The 25,072-nt window shown below is 51.8% G+C and carries 22 protein-coding genes and 7 tRNA genes; 14 read left to right on the top strand and 15 right to left on the bottom strand.

Annotated elements, in window-relative coordinates:
- Positions 1–7: 7 nt before the first annotated feature.
- Genes BZG75_RS10000 through BZG75_RS09990 form a run of 3 tightly spaced genes read right to left on the bottom strand, consistent with a single transcriptional unit; the run spans position 8 to position 2,638 of the window.
- Positions 8–481 carry a DUF494 family protein gene (locus tag BZG75_RS10000; RefSeq protein ID WP_021022722.1) on the bottom strand — a complete coding sequence of 158 codons (474 nt, stop codon included), beginning with the start codon at positions 479–481 and terminating at the stop codon, positions 8–10.
- 2 nt (positions 482–483) lie between these two features.
- A complete protein-coding gene (dprA, locus tag BZG75_RS09995) occupies positions 484–1,593 on the bottom strand; it encodes a DNA-processing protein DprA (RefSeq protein WP_077461768.1) in 1,110 nt (369 codons plus the stop codon).
- The gene (locus BZG75_RS09990; RefSeq protein WP_077576867.1) at positions 1,583–2,638 is read right to left on the bottom strand and encodes a LysM peptidoglycan-binding domain-containing protein; all 1,056 of its coding nucleotides are present in this window, start codon (positions 2,636–2,638) and stop codon (positions 1,583–1,585) included. Before BZG75_RS09990 ends, dprA begins: the two co-directional genes overlap by 11 nt.
- A 117-nt stretch (positions 2,639–2,755) precedes the next feature.
- Here BZG75_RS09990 and def point away from each other — a divergent pair, with 117 nt between their 5' ends.
- The 9 genes from def to BZG75_RS09945 all read left to right on the top strand — a co-directional run bounded on the left by def (position 2,756) and on the right by BZG75_RS09945 (position 11,995).
- On the top strand, positions 2,756–3,268 hold the full coding sequence (def, locus tag BZG75_RS09985) for a peptide deformylase (RefSeq protein ID WP_077461770.1): 513 nt from the start codon (positions 2,756–2,758) through the stop codon (positions 3,266–3,268).
- A 7-nt stretch (positions 3,269–3,275) separates the two neighbouring features.
- Entirely contained in the window at positions 3,276–4,223 is a 948-nt protein-coding gene (fmt, locus tag BZG75_RS09980) for a methionyl-tRNA formyltransferase (protein WP_021022726.1), read from the top strand.
- Positions 4,224–4,331: 108 nt separating this feature from the next.
- The gene (gene rsmB, locus BZG75_RS09975) at positions 4,332–5,618 is read left to right on the top strand and encodes a 16S rRNA (cytosine(967)-C(5))-methyltransferase RsmB (protein ID WP_077576866.1); all 1,287 of its coding nucleotides are present in this window, start codon (positions 4,332–4,334) and stop codon (positions 5,616–5,618) included.
- Positions 5,619–5,640: 22 nt separating this feature from the next.
- Positions 5,641–7,017 carry a Trk system potassium transporter TrkA gene (trkA, locus tag BZG75_RS09970; protein WP_077576865.1) on the top strand — a complete coding sequence of 459 codons (1,377 nt, stop codon included), beginning with the start codon at positions 5,641–5,643 and terminating at the stop codon, positions 7,015–7,017.
- A 141-nt stretch (positions 7,018–7,158) separates the two neighbouring features.
- Positions 7,159–8,190: a diguanylate cyclase domain-containing protein gene (locus BZG75_RS09965; RefSeq protein ID WP_077576864.1), complete on the top strand. Its 1,032-nt coding sequence runs from the start codon at positions 7,159–7,161 to the stop codon at positions 8,188–8,190.
- A gap of 94 nt (positions 8,191–8,284) precedes the next feature.
- Positions 8,285–8,560, top strand: a complete 276-nt coding sequence (locus BZG75_RS09960; protein WP_077576863.1) for a YihD family protein — start codon at positions 8,285–8,287, stop codon at positions 8,558–8,560.
- Between the two features lie 178 nt (positions 8,561–8,738).
- Positions 8,739–10,166: a cytochrome c oxidase accessory protein CcoG gene (ccoG, locus tag BZG75_RS09955; protein ID WP_077576862.1), complete on the top strand. Its 1,428-nt coding sequence runs from the start codon at positions 8,739–8,741 to the stop codon at positions 10,164–10,166.
- Between the two features lie 105 nt (positions 10,167–10,271).
- Positions 10,272–11,252 carry a serine/threonine protein kinase gene (locus BZG75_RS09950; RefSeq protein ID WP_021022732.1) on the top strand — a complete coding sequence of 327 codons (981 nt, stop codon included), beginning with the start codon at positions 10,272–10,274 and terminating at the stop codon, positions 11,250–11,252.
- A 32-nt stretch (positions 11,253–11,284) separates the two neighbouring features.
- Positions 11,285–11,995: a thiol:disulfide interchange protein DsbA/DsbL gene (locus BZG75_RS09945; RefSeq protein ID WP_077576861.1), complete on the top strand. Its 711-nt coding sequence runs from the start codon at positions 11,285–11,287 to the stop codon at positions 11,993–11,995.
- Here BZG75_RS09945 and BZG75_RS09940 read toward each other — a convergent pair whose 3' ends face one another.
- On the bottom strand, positions 11,996–13,519 hold the full coding sequence (locus BZG75_RS09940) for a YifB family Mg chelatase-like AAA ATPase (protein ID WP_077576860.1): 1,524 nt from the start codon (positions 13,517–13,519) through the stop codon (positions 11,996–11,998).
- 488 nt (positions 13,520–14,007) lie between these two features.
- On the opposite strand from BZG75_RS09940, the gene ilvG reads away from it, so the two are divergent.
- The 5 genes from ilvG to ilvA are packed head-to-tail and all read left to right on the top strand — an operon-like array spanning position 14,008 to position 20,289.
- Positions 14,008–15,651, top strand: coding sequence for an acetolactate synthase 2 catalytic subunit (gene ilvG, locus BZG75_RS09935; RefSeq protein ID WP_077576859.1), 1,644 nt, complete (start codon positions 14,008–14,010; stop codon positions 15,649–15,651).
- Entirely contained in the window at positions 15,651–15,908 is a 258-nt protein-coding gene (gene ilvM, locus BZG75_RS09930; RefSeq protein WP_021022736.1) for an acetolactate synthase 2 small subunit, read from the top strand. The genes ilvG and ilvM overlap by 1 nt, the downstream gene beginning before the upstream one ends.
- An 18-nt stretch (positions 15,909–15,926) precedes the next feature.
- Complete coding sequence (ilvE, locus tag BZG75_RS09925; protein ID WP_021022737.1) at positions 15,927–16,868, top strand: branched-chain-amino-acid transaminase; 942 nt, start codon at positions 15,927–15,929, stop codon at positions 16,866–16,868.
- A 17-nt stretch (positions 16,869–16,885) separates the two neighbouring features.
- Positions 16,886–18,727 carry a dihydroxy-acid dehydratase gene (gene ilvD, locus BZG75_RS09920; RefSeq protein WP_077576858.1) on the top strand — a complete coding sequence of 614 codons (1,842 nt, stop codon included), beginning with the start codon at positions 16,886–16,888 and terminating at the stop codon, positions 18,725–18,727.
- Positions 18,728–18,729: 2 nt separating this feature from the next.
- Positions 18,730–20,289: a threonine ammonia-lyase, biosynthetic gene (ilvA, locus tag BZG75_RS09915; RefSeq protein ID WP_077576857.1), complete on the top strand. Its 1,560-nt coding sequence runs from the start codon at positions 18,730–18,732 to the stop codon at positions 20,287–20,289.
- Positions 20,290–20,334: 45 nt separating this feature from the next.
- Here the strand turns inward: ilvA and BZG75_RS09910 are convergent, their stop codons facing one another.
- The 11 genes from BZG75_RS09910 to BZG75_RS09860 form a co-directional block, all read right to left on the bottom strand.
- Entirely contained in the window at positions 20,335–20,706 is a 372-nt protein-coding gene (locus tag BZG75_RS09910) for a helix-turn-helix transcriptional regulator (RefSeq protein WP_021022740.1), read from the bottom strand.
- 187 nt (positions 20,707–20,893) lie between these two features.
- Positions 20,894–21,265 (bottom strand): helix-turn-helix transcriptional regulator, encoded by a 372-nt coding sequence (locus BZG75_RS09905; RefSeq protein WP_021022741.1) that lies wholly within the window; start codon positions 21,263–21,265, stop codon positions 20,894–20,896.
- Between the two features lie 279 nt (positions 21,266–21,544).
- Complete coding sequence (gene glmS, locus BZG75_RS09900; protein WP_077576856.1) at positions 21,545–23,380, bottom strand: glutamine--fructose-6-phosphate transaminase (isomerizing); 1,836 nt, start codon at positions 23,378–23,380, stop codon at positions 21,545–21,547.
- Between the two features lie 21 nt (positions 23,381–23,401).
- Complete coding sequence (locus BZG75_RS09895) at positions 23,402–24,166, bottom strand: DeoR/GlpR family DNA-binding transcription regulator (RefSeq protein WP_021022743.1); 765 nt, start codon at positions 24,164–24,166, stop codon at positions 23,402–23,404.
- Positions 24,167–24,319: 153 nt separating this feature from the next.
- Positions 24,320–24,404, bottom strand: a tRNA-Leu gene (locus BZG75_RS09890).
- A 46-nt stretch (positions 24,405–24,450) separates the two neighbouring features.
- Positions 24,451–24,537: transfer RNA gene (locus BZG75_RS09885), tRNA-Leu, on the bottom strand.
- Positions 24,538–24,578: 41 nt separating this feature from the next.
- Positions 24,579–24,655, bottom strand: a tRNA-Met gene (locus BZG75_RS09880).
- A 9-nt stretch (positions 24,656–24,664) separates the two neighbouring features.
- Positions 24,665–24,739, bottom strand: a tRNA-Gln gene (locus BZG75_RS09875).
- A gap of 39 nt (positions 24,740–24,778) precedes the next feature.
- Positions 24,779–24,863 (bottom strand) — tRNA-Leu (locus tag BZG75_RS09870).
- 42 nt (positions 24,864–24,905) lie between these two features.
- Positions 24,906–24,982, bottom strand: a tRNA-Arg gene (locus tag BZG75_RS09865).
- A gap of 2 nt (positions 24,983–24,984) precedes the next feature.
- Positions 24,985–25,059 (bottom strand) — tRNA-Gln (locus tag BZG75_RS09860).
- Positions 25,060–25,072 lie beyond the last annotated feature (13 nt).

The raw sequence follows: 25,072 nt of genomic DNA, 5'->3' as shown, positions 1-25,072 counted from the left end.
ATAAGCGTTAATGCACGTACCCCTCTTGTGCGTCGTACAGCATGTCTTCCATTTGCGTATACGCGCGCTCATTACCTGGCACGTTAAACAGCACCATTAGGATCACCCATTTTAGATCATCCAAACCAAACTCTTGCGTTTCTAATTCCATCACCCGATCGATCACCATCTCACGCGTTTCTGGTGACAGCACCCCAGCTTGTTCTAAAAACAATAAAAAACCTCGGCTTTCTTGATCGAGAAAACGGGTTTCTTGCTCCGTGAATACACGAATCGAGCTCTGTGCACTGCCTGTTAGATAGGGCTGTTTATCCGCGTTTTGTAACTGAGCTAATTTTTCCAGCCAGTTTAGGGCCTTATAAATATCATCTTGATGAAAACCCGCACGGGACAATTCATCCGCTAACTCGTCCTGATCGATAATGACCTCGACATCACTGTGGATGTAGGTTTCAAACAGGTACATAAGAATGTCCATCATGGCTAGCCCCTCCTCGTTCTGACATAGCCACCGGGTACTGCTGCTACAAGCCCCTGGAGTTCTAAGTCTAACAACTGCATCATGATTTCGTGAACCGGTTGGTTGCAGCGCTCAGCTAGTACGTCGACACACGTCGCGTTAGTCCCTACGTTAGCCAACAGCGTGGGAAATGGCAATCCTTGATCGGCATCTAACTTGGGCGCATCACTAAATAATTCGCTTTGTTGGCTCACTGCAAACTGAACCAAACTGTCTACTTCACTTAAAATATCATCCACACTGTCCGTCAAGGTTGCGCCCTGCTTGATCAATTGATGGCATCCACGCGCTTGGACCTGATCGATTGGGCCTGGGATCGCAAACACCCCTCGATTTTGCTCAAGTGCGTAGCGCGCGGTAATCAATGAGCCACTTTGCGGTGCCGCTTCCACCACTAATACGCCCGCTGATAAGCCACTGATCAGACGGTTACGACGAGGAAAGTGTTCCGCCCGTGGCGGCGCATCTGGCCAGAACTCGGACACCAACGCCCCTTGCGTAATAATTTGGCTGGCTAAGTCACGGTGACGTGCAGGATAAATACGCCCTAGCCCGCTGCCGAGCACCGCCAATGTTTGTCCATTGCCGTCTAAGGCACCTTTATGCGCCCGCCCATCAATGCCCAAGGCTAAACCGCTGGTAATGGTCAACCCGTAGTCGGCCAACTGTTTGGCAAAGTGATAAGCCGTCGTCAATCCAGATTGGGTGGCATGACGACTGCCAACCATGGCGAGCTGGGGCTTGGCTAAGGCGCTGGGATCACCTTGAACATAGAGAATGAGAGGCGCGCTAGCGATTTCTTTTAGCAAAGAGGGATAAGCGGGATGATCAAAACACAATAAGTGGCAATCGGGCGCTTCGGCCCAGCGCAAGCTCGCATTGATTAACGCCTGATTTGGGCTGCATATCGCCTGGCATTGATCCTCACTTAATCCAATCGCGGCCAACGCCTGCTGAGATTGCTGATGGATAGCCTCGACCGGCCATGTCGATAAGAGTTTTCGACGTTGCCTGGCCCGTAGCCGTGGCACTTGAGCCAAGGTTAACCACGCGTATAACGTCTCATCTTTCATGACTGATCCGAGCGCTTGAAGGCGGAATCGCCTGCATACCCGCTTTAATCGGCTGAGTGGCTTGCTGTACGACAGCCAAACTCATCCATGGATAGGAGCGGATAACCATCAGCTCACCGACTTTGACGTTCGGTAATACAGTGACCTCAAGTGGGGTTTTATCGGCTTGTGCTTGATACTGGTACTCACCTGGCTGATTCACGACCTGTTTTCCAGGTTGAGTGACTTCAAATACTTGCCCAGCCGAAACCTGCGCCTTTGCCCCTTTATCCAGAACGACTAACTGCCCTTGAGCCACGTATTCACTGCCGTAAAGGTGACCCAATAAGGTCGCTTTGATTTTCGCAGGATAAGGCCAGAATGGCGCCTGAACACGGTCGGGGGCCGGCAATAGCACGTCATTGGGTCGTATCTCTTGATTGACCTGAGTCAGTGTCATCACGCTATAGTTCGACGCCACGTCGGTGATTGAACCATTGGCCACGTGCGTCAAGCTAACCATTTGTGGGCGATTATCAGCCGTTTGATCTGCGCGTTGATGCGAAAAGGTGTGCGCGACCCGATATACCTGCCAATCGATCGCGTGTAATGCGGCATCGATATACACAGTGTCTGCCGCCGATAAAAGGCGACGCCCCTCAGGCGAGCCCAACACCCTGGGTAACGCGACTAATCGTGCTTTCTCAATCAAGGTATCTTGTGCTAGGTGGGGTAAGAGTAAGGGCGCAACACTGGGCACAGGCGATGCCGGTTCGTCTGCGGCTATCGTGTGAGAGGCTTGGTATGTTAGATGCGGTTTCCCTTGTTGCCACTTAAGCGTCAACGTATCGCCCGGGTAGATAAGGTGTGGATCCTTTATACTTGGGTTGTCGTACCATACCTTTGGCCAATGCCAAGGGTCAGCAAAAAAGGTGGCGGCAATATCCCAAAGCGTATCGCCACGCTCAACGGTATAACGTGTTTCACTCTTTTGTGCCGCCACACTGAACGGGAGTAGCGCTGTCAATAGGACTGCCATAGCAAGCCTACACAGTTTCTTTGTCATCGTCGTCTTCCTTGTCAGACAGAACGCGCTGATGCTGTCAATTGGCTGGCAAAATGTCTAGAATTAACCCAATTATCCCGTGCCGCATTCGGCACAGTTCAATTTTTGCGAGACGTTATGGCTTTACTGAACGTATTAACATTTCCAGATGAGCGCCTTCGCACCGTTGCGAAACCGGTGGATACCGTTACCCCTGAGATCCAGAAAATGGCCGATGACATGATTGAAACCATGTACGACCAAGACGGTATCGGTCTTGCCGCTACTCAGGTTGATTTTCACCAACGCATGGTCGTGATCGATGTATCAGAAACGCGTGACGAGCCTATGGTGCTGATCAACCCTGAAATTATCGAAAAGCGCGGTGAAGACGGTATTGAAGAAGGGTGCCTCTCTGTGCCGAGCTCACGTGCCTTAGTGCCTCGAGCAGCCGAAGTGACGGTCAAAGCACTCGATCGTGACGGCAATCCATTTCAGTTCGATGCAGACGACTTACTGGCGATTTGTATTCAACACGAGCTTGACCACTTAGAAGGCAAGCTATTCGTTGATTATCTATCACCATTGAAGCGCCAACGCATCAAGCAAAAAATGGAAAAACTCAAACGCGCTAACCAAAAAGTAAGCTGAGGTCACTTTGAGCAAACCGCTGCGTATAGTATTTGCGGGCACGCCGGACTTTGCCGCGCGCCATTTACAAGCCTTGCTCGACAGTGAGCATGAGGTCATTGCGGTCTATAGCCGCGAAGATAAACCAGCAGGACGGGGCAAAAAGCTCACGGCGAGCCCAGTTAAACAACTGGCGATTGAACATGCACTCCCAGTATACCAGCCTCGCACGTTGCGTGACGAAACGGCACAGGCCGAGTTAGCCGCACTCGATGCCGACGTTCTGGTGGTGGTCGCCTATGGACTTATTTTGCCGAAAGCCGTGTTAACGATCCCAAGGTTGGGCTGCGTTAATGTGCATGGCTCAATTTTGCCACGTTGGCGGGGGGCCGCACCGATTGAGCGAGCGGTCTGGGCAGGCGATAACGAAACCGGCGTCACCATCATGCAGATGGATGAAGGGCTCGATACCGGTGACATGTTAAAAATCGCCACCTTACCGATTGATGACAAAGAAACCAGTGGCAGTCTGTATGAGCGCTTGGCTGAGCTGGGTCCACAGGCACTGATTGATTGCCTCAATGATATGGCCAACGGCATTATATTGGCTGAACCGCAAAATGACGCCAAAGCCAATTACGCCGAAAAGCTAACCAAGCAAGAAGCTCATATCGATTGGCATCAAGACGCGGCGTTTATCGAACGCTGTGTACGCGCATTCAATCCTCGCCCGGTGAGTTTTTTCACCTTAGGTGAGCAAAATATCAAAGTGTGGGGCGCGAACGCACTCGATATTGATGTTGATGCTGCGCCGGGGACCGTCATTAACACTGATAAACACGGTATTCAAATTGCGACCGGCAAAGGTGTTCTTCAGCTGACACACCTACAGCCACCGGGCAAGAAAGCCATGCAGGCTCACGAGCTGCTCAATGCGCGTCGCGAGTGGTTTGAAACCGGCACCCAATTAGTATAAAGGGTGCGTTTTGTAGCAACATCGTTTAAGGCCAGTACGCTGGCCTTTTTTAATGTAACAGGCGACGCTATCGTCTGATGCCATTTTGGCCTTTTAATGGGTAAACATATGAATGTAAGAGCCGCGGCTGCCCGCGTTCTATATCAAGTGGTCGATCAAGGCCAATCCCTCTCGCAGCAACTGCCACTGGCGCAGCAGCACATCGCACCACGGGATGCGGCGTTACTGCAAGAGATCTGCTACGGCACCTTACGTTGGTTGCCGCGTTTAGAGCATATCGTGCAAGCTTTGATGGACAAACCATTAAAAGGTAAGCAACGTGTGTTTCATCACCTGTTACTCGTTGGCCTCTATCAACTCGGCTATATGCGTATTCCGGCCCATGCCGCGGTGGCGGAAACGGTCAACGCGACCAAAACACTCAAGCGTCCGCAGTTACGTGGCCTTATCAATGCGATATTGCGTAACTATCAACGCGATCAAGCCTCGCTCGATGATGCCAGTCAAGCCGAGTCCGCCGGGCAACACTGCCATCCCAGCTGGTTATTAACGCGTCTTCAACAGGCCTACCCTAACCAGTGGCAAGAGATTATCGCGGCGAATCATCAAAAAGCCCCCATGTGGTTGCGCGTAAACCGCCAGCATCATACTCAGGCAAGTTACCTTGCTGAACTGCAAGCGGCGGGTATCGCTGGTTCTCCGCACACCCAAGCTTTGGACGCTATCAAGCTCGACGCACCGTGCGACGTAACACGTTTGCCAGGCTTTACCCAAGGTTGGGTATCGGTACAAGATGCCGCCGCACAACTCGCTGTCGACTACCTCCAGCCCGATTCAGCAGAGCACATTCTCGACTGCTGTGCCGCCCCCGGTGGCAAAACCTGTCATATTCTTGAACATCAGCCTGATGCGATCGTCACTGCCATTGATGCCGATGAAAATCGCTTGTCGCGGATCAAAGAGAACCTATCGCGCTTAGGGCTTAATGCTGAGGTGAAACACGCCGATGCTCGCTTGCCGATCGCTTGGCACACGGGCCCAGCATTTGATCGCATTTTGCTGGATGCGCCCTGCTCGGCCACAGGTGTGATCCGTCGCCATCCGGACATTAAATGGCTAAGACGCGATAGCGATATTCAAGCCTTGGTCACGTTACAAGCGGAGATTTTAGACGCAATGTGGCAGCAATTGGCGCCAGGCGGTACGCTGGTGTACGCGACCTGCTCGGTATTACCGGATGAAAACGCAACACAAATTCGCGCCTTTTTAACTCGCGAGCCAACAGCAATATTGCGCACCGGCACCCACGACCAGCCAGGACGACAAATTCTCCCCGGAGAACACGACATGGACGGCTTCTATTACGCATGCCTAAAAAAGCCAACCGGCAAGTAACGAGGCAGGGAGTAACAACAACATGAAAATCATTATCTTGGGTGCAGGCCAAGTCGGCGGTACCTTGGCAGAAAATCTGGTCGGAGAAAACAATGACATCACCATTGTTGACCGCGCCCCAGAACGGCTTCGCGAACTGCAAGATAAATACGACTTACGTGTTGTACACGGGTTTGCCAGCCATCCGTCGACCTTGCAAGAGGCTGGCGCGCAAGATGCGGATATGCTGGTTGCCGTAACCAACTCCGATGAAACAAACATGATCGCTTGTCAGGTCGCTTTTACCCGCTTTAACACACCCAATCGTGTTGCTCGGATCCGAAGTCCTGAATATCTCGCGGTAAAAGAGCAATTGTTTAACAGTGACGCCTGTCCGGTTGACCACCTTATCGCCCCAGAGGAGCTGGTGACGCATTATATTCGTCGCTTAATTGAATACCCAGGCGCGTTACAAGTGGTCAGCTTTGCCGACAAAAAAGTGGGCCTAGTGGCCGTTAAGGCCTATTACGGCGGGCCTTTGGTCGGCAAAGCGCTCTCAGCACTGCGCGAGCACATGCCGCATGTCGATACCCGTGTTGCCGCTATCTTTCGGCGTGACCGCCCGATTCGCCCCCAAGGCACGACCATTATCGAAGCCGATGATGAAGTCTTTTTCGTCGCCGCCAGCAACCATATCCGCTCAGTGATGAGTGAACTGCAGCGCCTCGAAAAGCCTTACAAACGCATCATGATTGTGGGTGGGGGGAATATTGGTGCTGGCCTAGCCATGGCACTTGAGCGCCAGTACAGCGTGAAGTTAATTGAGCGCAATCCAGCTCGTGCTGAACACCTGGCTGAGCTATTAGAAGAAACCACCGTTTTTTGTGGCGATGCGTCTGACCAGGAATTACTCAGCGAAGAGCACATTGAGCAGATTGATGTCTTTATCGCGGTCACCAACGAAGATGAAGCCAATATTATGTCGGCAATGCTCGCTAAACGCCTAGGGGCAAAAAAAGTCATGGTGCTGATTCAACGCGGTGCTTATGTCGACTTGGTTCAAGGTGGGGTGATTGATATTGCCATCTCCCCCCAACAAGCGACGATTTCGGCGTTGCTCACCCATGTACGCCGCGCCGATATTGTCAATGTGTCGTCATTACGACGCGGCGCCGCTGAAGCAATTGAAGCGATTGCGCACGGTGATGCGTCAACGTCTAAAGTGGTTGGCCGGGCAATTGGCGAGATAAAGTTACCACCGGGCACGACCATAGGTGCGATTGTACGAGGTGATGAAGTATTGATTGCCCACGATAAAACCGTGATCCAGCAAGATGATCATGTGGTGTTATTCTTGGTAAATAAAAAATACATTCCGGATGTTGAGCGCCTATTCCAACCCAGCCCGTTCTTTCTTTAACACCCGTTCTTTCGCTAACACAAGCCTGCAGACATCCATGTCTGCAGGCTCACGCTTTTTTCCTCTACGCTGCCACTCCTGTCACTTTGGGTATACACTGAACAAAGTGCCTATCTATGTTGCTTAGCAGAAAGGACCGCCATGTCAGACGATCAATTTCAACAATCGACCGTATTTCTCAAAAAAGCGGTCCCTTTGATGATGAAATATAAGGTGCCCACGACACCGACCAACTACGCGCTATGGTACACCTACGTCGCCAATACCGATCCAAAGCTCACCGCTGACGTCGATACCACCGTCCATGAGCATGGCACGTGCAGTCCTCTTCAAAGCGACATCTTGTATCAAAAACACATGGCGGATAAACACAGCCAGAACATTGGCAGCCTTAAGCAAAGCCTTGAGTCAATGATGACGGAGATGAGTCATTCGATGTCGGACACGCTTCAGGACACAGACGCGTTTCACTCGGTACTCGACAAAACATTCGAACAGCTGTCTCGCGTTGAAAACGAAGGGTTGTCCATTGATGAAACCATCGCCGTTGTCCGTAATGTAGTGAAAGACTCGCAAGCTCTGACGCAATCGACCCGCTACTTTAAACACCAACTGAGTGATGCCCAGCAAGAAATTGCCCAACTAAAACAAAACCTCGCAGAGATGACCGAGCAAGCCACCCATGATGGCTTAACCGGCCTGCTCAATCGGGCCGCCTTTGAACGCGAGCTCAATGCGTACACCGAAAACGCACAAACCTGGCCGTTTGCTTTAGTCCTCGTCGACCTCGATCACTTTAAACAACTTAACGATACATACGGTCACGTGCTCGGCGATATCGCTTTGAAGCAGGTCGCCAAGCGATTACTCGACTACTGCCGAGAAGGCGTACAAGCGTTCCGCTACGGCGGCGAAGAGTTTGCGCTACTGTTACCTAAAAGACGCCTCAACAGCGCAAAACGGACCGCTGAAACGCTACGTGCCGCTATCGATAGAATGGTGATAAAAGACCGGCGTCGTGGCCAAACATTGGATCATATTACCGTGTCTATGGGCGTCGCAGAGTACGACGAGCATGCTCGCGAATCTGGCGCCGATCTCATTTACCGTGCTGATCAACAACTCTACAAGGCCAAAAACCTCGGGCGTAATCGTGTGATGCCGATAAATTAACTCTCGCCTGAAAGGAATTTGATCTTGGCTAAGTATTCACCGCTCGCCGTCGGGCAAAATGGTATTTTTTACGTGCCACATTAAGGATACCACCATGCACTGCCATCGTATCAACGAGTTGCTCGATCTACTGAACCAATCTTGGCAACAAACGCCCGATCACTCGCTCATGACCATGCTCAATCTGATTGCCCAAGAGGCCGGTCATCGCGATGACTTAACAACGCTATCGGACGACACCTTGATCTATCAACTCAAAATGCGACTAGAAGATAGCAACGCGCCTATTCCTGGCCTTGCAAAAGACAATGAAGACGACTTTAAAGCCGCTATTTTACGGGCGAGAGGCATTACCCCAACAAAAGAGTGAGTCAGTGGCCCTCGCTAATCGTCTGTTATAGCTGGAATTCGTTCAGTTTGTGGCTGTATCGCAAACTATGACTCTGGTAGCGTATTCACGGCGTTTGCTGCGCTACAATCACAGGCACAATGATAATTAGGGCCTGGCAATGCACCATGGACCCGCTGTCCCAAGGAAAGCCAATGTCATGAGCGATAAAAAAATTAACGTCAAAGACGTGACTGCAAAAGAATACAATCCCAAAACCCATAAAGGTAACGGCGATCGCTTTAATCCGAGTAATCGCATTTATGTGCGCGCGGTGAAAGGCTATTACCAGCGAATGCGCCGTTACATGGGCTGGTTCTTTATGCTGCTGTTTCTGCTAACGCCCTGGATCCCGTATCAAGGCCGACAAGCCATTTTGCTGGATATAGGCAATCAAAAGTTTAATTTTTTCGGCACCACATTATGGCCACAAGACCTGACCTTGTTGGCTGCACTTTTGATGCTCGCCGCCTTCGGCCTCTTTTTTATTACCACTTTTCTTGGCCGGGTGTGGTGTGGCTATTTGTGCCCGCAAACAGTGTGGACCTTTCTCTTTATCTGGTTTGAAGAAAAGCTGGAGGGGGCGGCCAACAAACGCCGAAAACAAGACTCGCTCAAACTTACGCCGGCATTGGCCGCGCGAAAAGCCGCGAAGCATGCGGCTTGGTGGCTCATATCTCTGGTCACGGGCGCCACGTTTGTCGGTTACTTTGTTCCCGTGCAATCGCTCGCGGTCGATTTAGTCACGTTCGATACTAGTTTTTGGGTCGGCTTTTGGGTGATCTTCTTTGCTGCCTGTACCTACGGGAATGCGGGCTGGATGCGATCGATCATGTGTATTCACATGTGCCCCTACGCGCGCTTTCAGTCCGCAATGTTTGATAAAGACACCTTTATCGTTGGCTATGATGCCAAACGCGGCGAAAAACGCGGGCCTCGCCCACGTAAGAAAGATCCCAAAGCATTAGGATTAGGCGACTGTATTGACTGCAACCTATGTGTGCAAGTGTGTCCGACAGGTATCGATATTCGTGATGGTTTGCAGTATGAATGCATCAACTGTGGTGCCTGTGTCGATGCGTGTGATGAAACCATGGATCGCATGGGGTACGCGCGCGGCCTAATCAGCTACACCACCGAGCACAAGCTCGAAGGCAAGAAAACCGCGGTCATGCGACCAAAACTGGTGGGTTATGGGGCGGTCATGGTTATTGTGACTGCAATGTTTATTTATCTGGCGATGTCGGTCATGCCGATGGAGCTGGATGTGATACGCGACCGTAATCAACTGTATCGCATTAACAACCAAGGACTGGTTGAAAATACCTACACCTTAAAAATCTTAAATAAAACGCAGACAGACGACGTATATCAGCTGTCGGTTAAAGGTTTGGATGAGGTGACATGGCACGGGCCACAAACCGTTAATGTACAAGCGGGTGAGGTTTTCTCACTGCCAATTAGTCTGGCAGTCGATACGTACGAGATGGAACAACGCATTGCCGACATCACCTTTGTGATGGAGCGTGAATCAGGCGACAAACAAAAAAGGGTAACGGCAGAAAGCCGCTTTATCACGGATCTGTAATCGGCCAATTCACCACAACAACCATTCACGACAAATAAACAGGGCGCAGGCAGCGCCCTTTTTATTTGTTACTATAACGTTTCTTTTGTCATTCTCAGGTGGCGTATGACCGAGATAGGCTTTGACTTTCATGCTCTTACTCCCGACGTTCAATTAAATGCGATTGAATCGGTCGGTATTTTTCCTCAATCCGGCCTACTCGCGCTGAACAGCTATGAAAACCGGGTGGCCCAGTTTGTCGCCGATGATGGCCAGCGCTATGTGGTCAAGTTCTATCGGCCCGCTCGCTGGTCCGATGCGCAAATTCATGAAGAACATGCTTTCTGCCGCGAGCTAGCCGACGCAGATATTCCCGTCGTTGCCCCGATTCAACGAGAGGGAACCAGTCTTTTTTACGCGTCAGGCTTTCGCTTTGCCTTATTCCCCAGTGTGGGCGGTCGCGGCTTTGAAGTGGACAATTGGGATCAGCTCGAAGCGGTCGGCCGTTATCTGGGTCGAATCCACCAAATGGGCGCCGCTAAGCCTTTTCAAACTCGCGCTAAATTTGATCTCGACAGCCACCTTTATCAGCCACGCCGCGAGCTAGGAGAAGCCAGCTTGATCCCAGCAAGCCTGCAAGCGACATTCTTCTCTGATCTCGACCGATTAATCGATGCCATCGCGGCGCGATGGCACACGGAGTGGCCCGCGATTCGGCTCCATGGCGATTGTCATCCCAGCAATATTTTGTGGCGAGACGGTCCACTATTTGTCGATTTTGATGACACCCGTAACGGTCCCGCGATGCAAGATTTATGGCTATTTTTAAACGGCAGTCGCGCCGATCAGCTCGCGCAACTCGACACCTTGGCGGAGGGTTATCGCGAATTTCGTGAATTCCCCGCCGACCAATTGCAACTGATCGAGCCATTGCGTGGTCTGAGAATGGTGCATTACATGGCCTGGCTGGCAAAACGCTGGCAAGATCCGGCTTTTCCTCGTGCATTTCCTTGGTTTGCTGATGCAAAATACTGGGAAGGTCAGGTACTCGCTTTTAAAGAACAACTTGCCGCCCTTGAAGCACCACCGCTTACACTGTATCCGTAAGCGCTCAATCGATAACGGAGAGTCATTCAATCATGTTTAAAAAACTGTTGCCTTTGCTACTGGTCGTAGGCCTAACCGCGTGCTCTGAGCCTGAGAGCGTGACGCAGACATCACCAGACACCACCCCAACAACCGAAACCACGCAAACGGAGTCGGCAGAGCCTGCAACACCGATTGAGGTAGCGGATGCTAAACCAGGCCGCTTTAAAGCTGGTGAGGATTACCAAGTGCTAGAGACGCCGGCAACTGATTCCCCAACAGTGACCGAGTTTTTCTCTTTCTATTGCCCACATTGTTATCAGTTTGAACCACTGGTCCAGCAGCTCAAACAACAAGTGCCTGATAATGCGAAAGTGGTAAAACACCATGTGTCTTTTATGGGCGGCGAGATGGGCAGTGTGGTAACACGCGCCTACGCAGCGGCGGTTGTGCTCGATGCACAAAAAACCATTATTCCGGTGATGTTTGATCGCATTCATGCGGTACAAAACCCACCGAAATCACTGGCGGAGGTTCGCCAAATGTTTGTCGATAACGGCATTGATGGCAAAGAATTTGACAGCGCTTACAACAGCTTTGCCGCGAACTCCATGGCCAAGCGTTTCGACCAATCGTTCGAAAAAGCGGGCTTGCGCGGTGTGCCTGCGGTGATCGTCAACGGCAAATATCACGTGACACCCAAAACAGTAGAAACTCCGGAAGAATACTTCCAGTTGATCAACTTTTTACTGACCCAAAAGTAATTAGCTGACTTGGGCGTTGAGATGGCGCAATAAGCCATCCATCGCCCGATATCCCAGCGCTTCCGCTAAATGAGATCGTGAGATCTGAGCGTCGCCGCCAAGATCGGCAATGGTACGTGCTACCTTGATAATGCGGTGATAGGCCCGAACGGACAACCCCAATCGATGTAAAGCCTGCTCTAAAAACGCCGCATCAGCCTGAACGAGCTGACAATGCAGCTCCATTTCTTGATTACTCAACAACGCATTCACCTTTCCTTGGCGTGCCAGCATACGCTCACGCGCAGCCGCTACCCGCGCTTTTACCGTCGACGTTGACTCACCGCGTTCTCCGCCACTTGAAAGACAGCCTCGTGGCAGTGCGGGAATATCAATGGACATATCAAATCGGTCTAACAGTGGGCCAGATAAACGCGCTAAATAACGCAGAATTTGTTGTGGGTTAGACCGGGCCAATTCACCCTCGTGATGACCGGTTGGACTCGGGTTTAATGCACCGATAAGTTGGAAGCGAGCCGGAAACCGGGTTTTACCATTGGCGCGCGAAATCACAATTTCGCCAGACTCAAGCGGCTCGCGCAACGCATCGAGTACGCGACGCTCAAACTCCGGCATTTCATCAAGAAACAATACCCCATGGTGAGACAGCGAAATCTCACCAGGGCGCGGTACGCTGCCGCCTCCGACCAAGGCTGCCATGGAGCTGGAATGGTGGGGGCTACGGAAAGGGCGCTGACGCCAATTTCCCTCATGCAAAGGTTGTTGAGTCAAAGAGGTGACGGCGGCTGAGGCCAACGCTTCATCATCATTCATCGGTGGCAGTAAGTCACATAAACGCGACGCAAGCATGGTTTTCCCAGTACCGGGAGGACCCACAAAAAGTAAGTTATGAGAGCCACTGGCGGCAATTTCTAACGCTCGCTTACCTTGTTGCTGACCGATAATGTCGCGTAAGCATCGCGTCACCGCTGGCGTGTCATTCACGGCAGGGACAGCGTTTAAACATAAACTTTGCTGGCCGGCTAGGTGTTGGCTCACGGCAATCAGGTCGGGCGCTGACACATGCCGCTCATTGTCTACCAGTGCCACTTGATTGGCATTATCATCCGGTACCACCAGGGCTCGCTGCGCTTTTTGACTGGCGAGCGCCGCCGGCAATGCGCCTTTAACCGGCCGCAATTGCCCCGACAACGCCAGTTCCCCTAAAAACTCAAACGCGTTCAAACGCTTTTCTGGCAACTGTCCCGACGCCACCAAGATCCCAAGTGCAATGGGTAAATCAAATCGTCCCCCTTCTTTAGGTAAGTCGGCTGGGGCCAGGTTGACGGTGATCCGGCGTGAAGGGAACTCAAAATTCGAGGTCACAATCGCACTTCGTACCCGATCACGGGCTTCTTTGACCGTCGTTTCCGGTAAGCCCACCAGTGCAAACCCCGGTAAACCATTGGATATATGTACTTCTACGGTCACACTCGGCGCTTCTACACCGACACAGGCTCGACTGTGAACTATCGCCAATGCCATATTTTCCCACTCCGCTTACTGTCATCGCTATGAAACCCAGCTCTTATACTGCCGCGCTAATCTGTGATTGAGAGTAATTTTTTCTTGTCATGCGAGTGAGGTCTGTGATACCACTACAAATACACAACAATTAAACACGAGACTCGGCGATAGATCGGCTCCGTGACTGACCTGCAACAAGCAGGCATAAACAAAAACATAATTAACAAAACGCTCATAAAATGAGCCCAATAAAAGATAAGACAGACAAATGTTAAATTTCGCTATCGTTCTCATTATTCGCCTCATCGTGGTCATTATTCCGCGAGGGGTGTAGGTACGCGAAAGACAGCAGCAACATCGCAACCAAGCCCCCGCAACCCAAAGGTTCGGGGGCTTTTTTCATTCATGTGGCGATGCCACGCGACAACGGAAGCAATCATGATGGAGCGCGCAGAGACAGGTTATTCGCAACCCTGCTCTCCCCGCTTAGACGGGGAGGGGCGACGATGACCGGTGCACAATGGGTGGTAAAAGCGTTACAACAACAAGGGGTGGATACCGTTTTTGGTTATCCTGGGGGCGCCATCATGCCCGTTTACGATGCCCTTTTTGACGGTGGGGTGGAACATATCCTCTGTCGCCACGAGCAAGGCGCCGCCATGGCTGCGATCGGGTATGCCCGAGCCAGTGGCCGTCCTGGGGTATGCATTGCGACATCAGGCCCTGGCGCCACCAATCTCGTGACCGGGCTTGCCGATGCGATGATGGACTCAGTCCCTATTGTGGCCATCACCGGCCAGGTTGCTAGCCCTCTTATCGGTACCGATGCTTTTCAAGAAATCGATGTGCTGGGCTTGTCGTTAGCCTGCACGAAACACAGTTTTTTAGTGACCGATCCCGCTGAGCTCACCCCCACACTCGCACAAGCATTTGAAGTGGCACAATCTGGTCGACCGGGCCCCGTGCTCGTCGATATCGCCAAAGACGTACAGCAAGGCTTGATCCCTGAGACTACAGTCCAGATCACCACGCCACATATCGCGCCACTCAACAAGACAGATATCGACCAGGCGAATGCGCTTATCCGAGCCAGTCAGCGCCCTATGGTCTATCTCGGCGGCGGTGTGGTGTTAGGCAAAGCCACTCAAGCAGTGCGCGATTATTTAGCGCGCAGTGAACTGCCTGTGGTCAGTACCTTAAAAGGCTTAGGCACCGTCGCACCGCACTATCCGTATTATCTAGGCATGTTGGGCATGCATGGCACCAAAGCCGCTAACTTGGCGGTGCAAGCGTCCGATTTGCTGATTGTCATCGGCGCACGCTTTGATGACAGAGTCACCGGCAAGCTCGATACATTCGCCCCCCACGCTAACGTGGTGCATATCGATATCGATGCGGCGGAAATCAACAAACTGCGCCGCGCACAAGCACCGGTTTGCGCCCCACTCAATCTCGTGCTTCCCGCCCTAGAAAACCCTGACACATCGCCTGATTGGCGCGCTCAAATCACCACCTGGCAAACGACGCACACGTGGCGTTATGACCACCCAGGTGACGCTATCTATGCGCCGGCACTGCTGAATAACCTTTCGCAACGTATGCCAACCAGTACGGTGGTCGCGACCGATGTCGGCCAGCACCAGATGTGGGTCGCGCAACATGTACTCCCATCACGGCCAGAGAATCTATTAACCTCAGCAGGGCTGGGCACTATGGGCTTTGGTTTACCGGCTGCAATGGGCGCCAAAGTCGCTCGCCCCAATGATGAGGTGGTGTTAGTGACCGGAGATGGCTCGTTTATGATGAATATTCAAGAGCTGGGCACACTCAAACGCCGAGGGATCGCCGTTAAAATCATTCTGCTTGATAACCAGCGTTTAGGCATGGTTCGTCAATGGCAGCAGCTGTTTTTCGATCAACGCTACAGTGAGACCGACCTGTCTGACAATCCGGATTTTCTCACCCTCGCGCGCGCCTTTGATATACCCGGACACAGTATCCAGCGCAAAGACGAGGTCGAGGACGCCCTCAACACCTTGATGACACATCAGGGCCCGTATTTGCTGCATGTTGCCATCGACGAAATGGAAAATGTATGGCCACTGGTACCGCCTGGGGCAGCCAACCAACAAATGATGGAGCAAAGCTGATGACACAACACCAATTTTCAATTCATGCCACCCACAGCCCTGAGTTGTTGGAGCGCGTGTTGCGCGTGATCCGTCATCGTGGTTTTACCGTCTGCCAGTTTACGATGTCAATGCCTTCGGACTCGGGACAGGTAATTTTTGATGTCACCGTCGAAAGCCAACGCGCGATCGAGACCTTGCGGCCACAACTGACTAAGCTATGGGACGTGGCAGAGGTCATGATGGCCTCTTCGACTACACAGTCCCTACGCGCATAACCAAAAAGGAAGAAAAGAATGTCGACAAATACCGCTGATTATATTTGGTCTAACGGGGAAATGATCGCTTGGCAGGATGCCACTGTGCACGTACTCACCCACGCCATGCACTATGGCACCTCAGTCTTTGAAGGGATACGTTGCTACGACACCCCAAACGGCCCCGTGGTATTTCGCCATCGCGAACACATGCAGCGCCTTAAAGACTCGGCGAAGATTTATCGTTTTCCGATCCCATTTAGCGTGGATGCGCTGATGGAAGGTTGCCGAGAAACCCTGCGCGTGAACCAGCTTCGCTCCGCCTATATTCGTCCGCTTGGCTTTGTCGGCAATGTTGGCCTCGGCGTTTGTCCACCGCCAGAGACACAGATGGACATCATTATCGCTGCCTTTAGCTGGGGAAGCTACCTTGGCGAAGACGCCCTCGCACAAGGGGTCGATGCCATGGTCTCGAGCTGGAACCGTGCCGCCCCCAATACCATTCCAACCGCGGCAAAAGCCGGCGGCAACTACTTATCGTCCTTATTAGTGGGTGGAGAAGCCCGCCGTCATGGCTACGCAGAAGGCATTGCACTGGATGTGCGTGGCTACCTGTCCGAAGGAGCCGGTGAGAACCTCTTTATTGTCAAAAATGGCGTGATCAGTACCCCACCGGCCACCAGCGCAATTTTACCTGGACTAACACGCGATTCGATCATCACACTTGCCAAAGAACAAGGGCTAACGATTCGCGAAGAGTCGATTGCACGTGAAGCGCTTTATCTGGCCGATGAAGTGTTTATGACGGGAACCGCAGCTGAAATCGTCCCCGTGCGCAGCGTCGACCAAATTACAGTGGGTGAAGGTCAACGAGGCCCGATCACCGCCTCACTACAGCAAGCCTTTTTTGGCCTGTTTGATGGCACTACCGAAGACAAATGGGGCTGGCTTGATCCCGTTCACCCCGACCAGCGCGCATAAGGCAAAGGAGTCGTAATATGCCAACCTATCGTTCCAAAACCACCACCCACGGTCGCAACATGGCAGGCGCACGCGCACTATGGCGTGCCACCGGCGTTAAAGATGATGATTTCGGCAAGCCCATCATCGCGGTGGTGAACTCGTTTACCCAGTTTGTGCCCGGGCACGTCCACCTCAAAGATATGGGCCAGCTGGTGGCGCGAGAAATCGAACAAGCCGGCGGGATTGCCAAAGAATTTAATACCATCGCGGTGGATGATGGCATCGCCATGGGCCACGGCGGCATGCTCTACTCACTGCCCTCGCGTGAGATTATCGCTGACTCTGTCGAATACATGGTCAACGCCCACTGTGCCGATGCCATGGTCTGTATTTCCAACTGTGACAAAATTACCCCAGGCATGTTAATGGCCGCCATGCGCTTAAATGTGCCCGTTATTTTTGTCTCTGGCGGACCGATGGAAGCGGGGAAAACCAAGCTTTCCGATCAAATCCTTAAACTCGATCTGGTCGATGCCATGATGCAAGGGGCCAACCCAGATGTGTCTGATGAGCAAAGCGAGCAAATTGAACGCTCAGCGTGCCCCACTTGTGGCTCATGCTCAGGGATGTTTACTGCCAACTCGATGAACTGTTTAACCGAAGCGCTGGGGCTCAGCCAACCCGGTAATGGATCCATGCTCGCCACTCATGCAGATCGTGAACAACTGTTTCTCAACGCCGGTAAACGGATTGTTTCGCTCGCCAAGCGCTATTACGAGCAAGACGACGACAGCATCCTGCCACGCAATATTGCAAATCGCGCCTCATTTGAAAATGCCATGGCACTCGACATTGCCATGGGAGGATCAACCAATACCGTGCTGCACTTGCTGGCCGCCTCTCAAGAAGGCGATATCGATTTTGGTATGGATGATATTGATCGCATGTCACGCCAAGTCCCTCATCTTTGCAAAGTGGCACCATCCACCCAGCAGTATCACATGGAAGATGTGCACCGCGCCGGTGGTGTGATGGGGATCCTCGGCGAACTCCAACGCGCCAACTTACTGAATATGGACCAGCAAACTGTGCTGGGCATGAGCCTTAAAGAGCAACTGGCGCACTATGACATCATGCAAACCGACGATGAAGACATCAAAGCGTTTTATCGAGCAGGGCCGGCGGGCATCCGTACCACCCAAGCCTTCTCGCAACGCTGTCGTTGGGACACTCTGGATGATGACCGTCAATCTGGTTGTATTCGTACCCTCGAGCACGCATTCAGCCAAGACGGTGGCCTTGCCGTGCTGCAAGGTAATATCGCCTTAAATGGCTGTATCGTCAAAACCGCCGGCGTGGATGAGAGCATTCTGACCTTCGAAGGGCCCGCGGTGGTCTTCGAAAGCCAAGACACCGCCGTGGAAGCGATTCTCGGTGGAAAAGTCAAAGCCGGCGATGTGGTCGTGATTCGCTATGAAGGACCCAAAGGTGGACCAGGGATGCAAGAAATGCTCTACCCCACCACCTACTTAAAATCGATGGGGCTGGGTAAGTCGTGCGCCCTGCTCACTGATGGCCGTTTTTCTGGCGGCACTTCCGGGCTATCCATTGGTCATGTGTCACCCGAAGCAGCTAACGGCGGCACCATCGCCCTCGTTGAAGACGGTGATCGCATTCACATTGACATCCCGACCCGTGAAATCAGCTTGCGGGTAGATGAAGCCACCCTCACTGCACGCCGAGAAAAGGCGCAGGCAAGAGGGTGGAAACCGAAAGATCGCCAGCGTCAGGTTTCTTACGCCTTAAGAGCCTATGCCACCCTTGCCACCAGTGCTGATAAAGGCGCGGTGCGCGATCGCAGTAAATTGGAGGAGTAAGCATGCAACAGGCGCAATCTTTACCCGCACAACCGATGGACGGTGCTGATTACCTTAGGGATATCTTGCGCGCGCCTGTTTATGAAGTGGCGATCACCTCGCCACTTCAAACCATGAAACGCTTGTCTGAGCGCTTCGATAACCAGGTGCAGCTCAAACGCGAAGACCGTCAACCGGTTCATTCATTTAAACTGCGTGGCGCGCATAATATGATGGCCCAGTTAACCGACGCGCAAAAGCAAGCCGGTGTGATTGCTGCCTCTGCCGGTAATCATGCACAAGGGGTGGCGTTATCTGGAAGCAAGCTTGGCGTGCAAGCAACCATCGTCATGCCACGGACAACACCGGCGATTAAAGTCGATGCGGTACGCGGCTTTGGCGGCAAAGTGGTACTATATGGTAATAATTTTGATGACGCCAAAGGCAGAGCACAACAGCTTGCCGATGAGCATGGCTATACCTTTGTTCCGCCCTTTGATCACCCACAGGTGATTGCCGGTCAAGGAACTATCGGTCTTGAGCTAGTGCAACAAAATGGTCATCTCGATTATGTCTTCTTACCCGTCGGGGGCGGAGGCATCGCTGCCGGCGTCGCAGTGCTTATCAAACAACTGATGCCTAATATCAAGGTGATCGGTGTCGAAGCGGAAGACTCGGCCTGTCTGCGCGCGGCGTTAGATGCTGGCTTTCCCGTCACCCTCGATCGGGTTGGAACCTTTGCCGATGGCGTTGCAGTCAAGCGCATCGGCGATGAATCCTTTCGGCTATGCCAGCAATACCTTGATGACAGCATCACGGTGTCCAGTGATGCCATTTGCGCGGCGGTACAAGACATTTTTGAAGACACCCGTGCTATTTCCGAGCCGTCAGGCGCGTTAGCACTGGCTGGACTAAAACACTATGTTGAAAAACATCAGCTAAAAGACAAGCAAATGGCGGCGGTGTTATCCGGTGCCAACACCAACTTTCACTCGCTACGCTACGTCTCTGAACGGGCTGAGCTGGGGGAAAAACGCGAAGGCCTACTTGCCGTCACTATCCCTGAACACACTGGCGCTTTTTTCAATTTCTGTCAGATTTTGGGCGATCGCGCCGTGACTGAGTTTAACTATCGATATGGGGATGAAAACCTGGCGAACATTTTCGTCGGGGTGCGGTTGCTGGGAGGCCAAGAAGAGTTGGATCAGATAATCAAGGATCTACGCCAAGCAGGTTATCCGGTAGAAGATTTATCCGACGATGAAATGGCCAAGGTTCATGTGCGTTACATGATTGGCGGGCGTCCCTCAACCCACCTCCATGAACGCCTGTACAGCTTCGAATTTCCTGAATACCCAGGCGCACTATTGCATTTTTTACAAACACTGGGCACCCACTGGAATATTAGCCTGTTTAACTACCGAAACCATGGCTCAGATTACGGACGTGTTTTATGTGGCTTTGAGATCGGCGACCAGGATTTGCTGGCATTTACCGCGCATTTACGCGAGCTCGGCTATGAATGGAAAGATGAAACGTCGAATCCCGCCTTTCGTTTTTTCCTCTCCCACTCGGCGACATAGACGCCAAATAAGCAAAAGCCCGATAACGTTTATCGGGCTTTTTGTTTATTCGTTTCGCGGCTCGGGCGTCATTGATACGACATACTCAGCAATTGATAGTGCGTTATCCATAACGGTTTGACGCGCAACTTGCGGCAACTGACTCAGCAAGCTGGTTAAGGCGGCCAAATCGTCACGATGAGTGAAGGCAATGTCGCGCTCATCAGACTCACCATGCACGAACCAATTAAAAGGGCGACCGGTGATCTCTGCAATCGTGACCAGCGCTAGAATTTTTGGATCGGTTTTCCCCGATTCCATATCTAGATAGGTTTGCCGCGCGACATTCAAACGCTGCGCCATCTCTACCTGAGTGATTTTACTGAATTCCCGTGCTTCACGGATCCGTTGCGCCATATGCGCGGTCGAAATCACCATGATTCATGCCTCATCTCTGCTACCCGAGCTGTATTAAACAAAAGCCCGTCACAACACCAACCCTGCATTATGCATGGCTCGGTAGGCGTATCATGGTAGCGCACATCGATAGTGTGATGCTGCGCTACGGATGCCTACCTCAGTAAGCAAGCACTTACCCGCATATCTAGTCGGTCAGGCAGTGCTCTTATGCGCGTTGAGCGGCCTTTGAATAGTTCACAAGGAACGACGCCATATTCACGCTTTGATTTAAAATGGCCGTGCGCGCTTCATGGGGTAAACGCGAGAAATGCTCGAGCAAGCGGTTCACATCTTGCTTGTATTGAACATCATGCATCTCAACATCTTCGTCGCCATAGACAAACCACACTAATGGACGTTCAGTCAATTCAGCGATATTGGAAAGCATGCGAACGCGAGGCTCAGTTTTACCGTTTTCGATATCCAAATAAGTCTGACGCGCCACATTGAGTAGTTTGGCCATTTTCACTTGAGTGATGCCTTTCCACTCACGCGCTTCTTTGATGCGTTTTGCTACTTGGGTTTTAGAATCAATCATTGCTTCCTCACTACAACTTATCAATATTTGTCGTTATACCCTGAGTATGCACAATGTAGGCCAGGTTATTAGGCATCAAATAAAGACTTAAAAATCATAGAGTTAGATATAAACGCGACGTCCTGTTTATATTTCAAGACGCCATGCCTGAGATTGAATGCAAAATGATTTGCATTTTGCAACAAAGCCTATGCAGATCGCATTTTTATAGCAAAGAAGAAGTAACTGATAAATGATCAACCACGCTCCTAGTCAGAGCGTGGTGATTACTAGGCAGGATTATTCCACCGTCACCGCTTTGGCGAGGTTACGAGGTTGGTCAACGTCCGTGCCTTTAATTAAGGCCACATGATACGACAATTGCTGCATCGGGATGGTGTAGAACACCGGGGCGATGATGTCATCCACGTGTGGCATGGCGATAATTTTCATGCCTTCTTCCGGTGTAAAACCGGCATCTTGATCGGCAAACACATAGAGCTGGCCACCACGAGCACGTACTTCTTCAATGTTTGATTTGAGCTTTTCCAACAGCTCATTGTTCGGTGCGATCACAATCACCGGCATGTCAGCATCAATCAGCGCCAATGGGCCATGCTTTAGCTCACCAGCGGCATAGGCCTCAGCGTGAATGTAAGAGATTTCTTTTAGCTTGAGCGCGGCTTCAATAGCAATCGGATAATACTCACCACGGCCAAGGAAGAGCGCATGATGCTTGTCAGCAAAGTCCTGAGCGAGCTGCTCAATCGCTTTATCAAACGTGAGTGCCTGCTCAATGCTAGAGGGGAGATGGTGCAAGGCATCGACAACCTCACGCTCTTTATCACGGCCGATACGCCCTTGCATTTTACCCAGCGCGGTGACCAGCATCAGTAGCGCGGACAGCTGGGTAGTAAAAGCTTTGGTCGATGCAACGCCGATTTCCGTCCCTGCTCGCGTCATAAAGGCTAAGTCAGACTCACGAACCAGTGATGAACCTGCCACATTACAAATGGCCATGGTCGCCATATAACCACGCTCTTTCGCTAAGCGCAGCGCCGCTAGCGTATCGGCCGTTTCGCCAGATTGCGATAAGGTAATGAGCACACTGTTGGGACGGGTAACAAACTGGCGATAGCGAAACTCAGAAGCAATCTCGACATCACAGCTAATCCCAGCCAACGACTCAAACCAATAACGTGCCACCATGCCCGCATTGTAAGAGGTCCCGCAGGCGATAATTTGAATGTGCTGCGCTTTGGCCAAAATATCGCTGGCGCCATTGCCAATCGCATCCACAATCACATGGTCGTTGCCCAAACGGCCTTCCATGGTGTTCGTCAATGCCGTGGGTTGCTCATAGATTTCTTTTTGCATGTAGTGGCGATATTGGCCTTTATCGGCGGCATCGTATTGAGCACTGGCTTCATGCACCTCGCGATCGACCGGTGTGCCTTCCTGATTATAAATTGTCACCTCGCGGCGAGAGATATCAGCCACATCCCCTTCTTCAAGGTAAATAAAGCGACGCGTCACATTCAAAAGCGCAAGCTGATCCGAGGCGAGAAAGTTTTCTCCTACCCCAAGGCCAATCACTAATGGACTGCCCGAGCGCGCGGCAATCAACCGTTCAGGTTGGCGTCTATCCATCACTACGGTGCCGTAAGCCCCTTCAAGCTGATCGACGGTGCGTTGAAATGCATTCAGCAAATCACCACCTTGTTGCATCTCCCAGTCAACTAAGTGAGCGATCACTTCGGTATCGGTTTGCGAATCAAATTGATAGCCACGTGCTTGCAGCTGTTCACGCAATGTCTGATGGTTTTCGATAATGCCATTATGGACCACCGCAATATCATTACCGGACATGTGTGGGTGGGCATTGGCTTCGCTGGGTTCTCCATGGGTGGCCCAACGTGTATGCGCAATCCCCGTTCCCCCGGTCGGATGAGACGCTGCAACAGCATCGGAGAGCGCAGCAACCTTACCCAAACGACGAACGCGGGTTAATTGCCCCTGGTCATCCGTGATCGCAACGCCAGCAGAGTCATAACCGCGGTATTCAAGACGACGTAGGCCTTCCACTAAAATTTCAGCCACATCACGCTGCGCCACAGCGCCTACAATTCCACACATAGTCTTTCCTTATTGGGTTTATCAGGTATCGGCACAGATCACATCTGTCCCCGTTTGTTCGATCGCGCGCTTGAGATCGTCGTCGAGTTGGCTATCGGTGATCAAGGTATCGATGCTGGACCAGGCAAGCTCCAAGTTAGGAATACGGCGACTGATCTTGTCAGATTCGATCATCACCACCACTTCACGCGCGACCTCCGCCATCACCCGTGTCAGACCCGTCATTTCATTAAATGTGGTCGTGCCACGCCCGACATCAATGCCGTCGGCGCCAACAAAGAGCTGATCAAAGTCATAGGCACGTAAGGTTTGTTCGGCTACTTGGCCTTGAAAGGACTCAGAATGGGTATCCCACGTTCCCCCCGTCATTAATAAAGTGGGTTCGTGTTCAAGCTCACGAATCGCATTGGCAACCTGCAATGAGTTAGTCATCACCACTAGACCGCGCTTTTTGTCGAGCAAAGGGATTAAAGCCGCAGTCGTGGTGCCACTGTCGACGACGATACGGTTATGATCTCGAATACGCGCCGCCGCAGTATCGGCAATACTTTGCTTTTGCTTCGACACTTTCACCGCCTGCTCCGATACCATTTCTTGCGGTACAGGCACAGCTCCGCCATAACGGCGCAGTAGCAGGCCGTTTTTCTCCAGCTCGGCCAAATCTTTACGGATAGTCACTTCGGAGGTTTCAAAGCGTTGAGAGAGGGCATCAACACTCACCTGCCCTTGCTCTGTTAGCAAGGACACAATGGTGTGACGGCGTTGTTGGGTATTTCGTTTCGACATATAACCACTAAAGTTTCGATTCGAAACTTATGATAAACAAAACAAAACAAAGTTCAAGATGAAGTGGCGAAAAGTATTAGAGGGACCGAGAAGTGTGATTGGCAGATAATAAAAACGAAAAAAGCCCACCAGCTGAAGCTAGTGGGCTTAATATGGTGCGGAAGGAGAGACTTGAACTCTCACACCTTGCGGCGCCAGAACCTAAATCTGGTGCGTCTACCAATTCCGCCACTTCCGCATGTTTTTTATGATAACTCAGCGGGCGGGCTAAGTATCAATTGTCTTGGTGCGGGGGGAGGGACTTGAACCCTCACGTCCTTTCGGACACTAGCACCTGAAGCTAGCGCGTCTACCAATTCCGCCACCGCCGCAAACCGGTGTGATTCACTGCATCTGCAATAAATCAGAATAATGGTGGCTACGACGGGATTCGAACCTGTGACCCCATCATTATGAGTGATGTGCTCTAACCAACTGAGCTACGTAGCCGACCTAAAGTGGCTGGGGTACCAGGATTCGAACCTGGGAATGACGAGATCAAAACCCGTTGCCTTACCGCTTGGCGATACCCCAATTTTTCATGCCGCTTTACAGCCACATGTCTTTAATAAATGGTGCGGAAGGAGAGACTTGAACTCTCACACCTTGCGGCGCCAGAACCTAAATCTGGTGCGTCTACCAATTCCGCCACTTCCGCTTTCCAAGTTGTTCATCTCACTTCATGGTAGTCGAAGAAAGATGGCGCGTCCGGGAGGATTCGAACCTCCGACCGCCTGGTTCGTAGCCAGGTACTCTATCCAGCTGAGCTACGGACGCGTTGGCTGGGGTACCAGGATTCGAACCTGGGAATGACGAGATCAAAACCCGTTGCCTTACCGCTTGGCGATACCCCAACTGAGGCGCGCA

Source organism: Salinivibrio sp. AR640, assembly GCF_001995405.1.
In the GTDB taxonomy this organism is placed as follows: domain Bacteria; phylum Pseudomonadota; class Gammaproteobacteria; order Enterobacterales; family Vibrionaceae; genus Salinivibrio; species Salinivibrio costicola.
Note: the sequence above shows the minus strand (reverse complement) of the source record. Positions and strands in the feature narration are given on the sequence as shown.

Coding starts and splice junctions, on each gene's coding strand:
- BZG75_RS09965 (WP_077576864.1), top strand. CDS start 7,159: ATGTCAGACGATCAATTTCAACAATCGACCGTATTTCTCAAAAAAGCG.
- rsmB (WP_077576866.1), top strand. CDS start 4,332: ATGAATGTAAGAGCCGCGGCTGCCCGCGTTCTATATCAAGTGGTCGAT.
- BZG75_RS09960 (WP_077576863.1), top strand. CDS start 8,285: ATGCACTGCCATCGTATCAACGAGTTGCTCGATCTACTGAACCAATCT.
- ilvM (WP_021022736.1), top strand. CDS start 15,651: ATGACACAACACCAATTTTCAATTCATGCCACCCACAGCCCTGAGTTG.
- ilvA (WP_077576857.1), top strand. CDS start 18,730: ATGCAACAGGCGCAATCTTTACCCGCACAACCGATGGACGGTGCTGAT.
- def (WP_077461770.1), top strand. CDS start 2,756: ATGGCTTTACTGAACGTATTAACATTTCCAGATGAGCGCCTTCGCACC.
- ilvG (WP_077576859.1), top strand. CDS start 14,008: ATGACCGGTGCACAATGGGTGGTAAAAGCGTTACAACAACAAGGGGTG.
- glmS (WP_077576856.1), bottom strand. CDS start 23,380: ATGTGTGGAATTGTAGGCGCTGTGGCGCAGCGTGATGTGGCTGAAATT.
- BZG75_RS09945 (WP_077576861.1), top strand. CDS start 11,285: ATGTTTAAAAAACTGTTGCCTTTGCTACTGGTCGTAGGCCTAACCGCG.
- ilvD (WP_077576858.1), top strand. CDS start 16,886: ATGCCAACCTATCGTTCCAAAACCACCACCCACGGTCGCAACATGGCA.
- dprA (WP_077461768.1), bottom strand. CDS start 1,593: ATGAAAGATGAGACGTTATACGCGTGGTTAACCTTGGCTCAAGTGCCA.
- BZG75_RS09910 (WP_021022740.1), bottom strand. CDS start 20,706: ATGGTGATTTCGACCGCGCATATGGCGCAACGGATCCGTGAAGCACGG.
- BZG75_RS09940 (WP_077576860.1), bottom strand. CDS start 13,519: ATGGCATTGGCGATAGTTCACAGTCGAGCCTGTGTCGGTGTAGAAGCG.
- BZG75_RS10000 (WP_021022722.1), bottom strand. CDS start 481: ATGATGGACATTCTTATGTACCTGTTTGAAACCTACATCCACAGTGAT.
- ilvE (WP_021022737.1), top strand. CDS start 15,927: ATGTCGACAAATACCGCTGATTATATTTGGTCTAACGGGGAAATGATC.
- trkA (WP_077576865.1), top strand. CDS start 5,641: ATGAAAATCATTATCTTGGGTGCAGGCCAAGTCGGCGGTACCTTGGCA.
- BZG75_RS09990 (WP_077576867.1), bottom strand. CDS start 2,638: ATGACAAAGAAACTGTGTAGGCTTGCTATGGCAGTCCTATTGACAGCG.
- BZG75_RS09950 (WP_021022732.1), top strand. CDS start 10,272: ATGACCGAGATAGGCTTTGACTTTCATGCTCTTACTCCCGACGTTCAA.
- BZG75_RS09905 (WP_021022741.1), bottom strand. CDS start 21,265: ATGATTGATTCTAAAACCCAAGTAGCAAAACGCATCAAAGAAGCGCGT.
- BZG75_RS09895 (WP_021022743.1), bottom strand. CDS start 24,166: ATGTCGAAACGAAATACCCAACAACGCCGTCACACCATTGTGTCCTTG.
- ccoG (WP_077576862.1), top strand. CDS start 8,739: ATGAGCGATAAAAAAATTAACGTCAAAGACGTGACTGCAAAAGAATAC.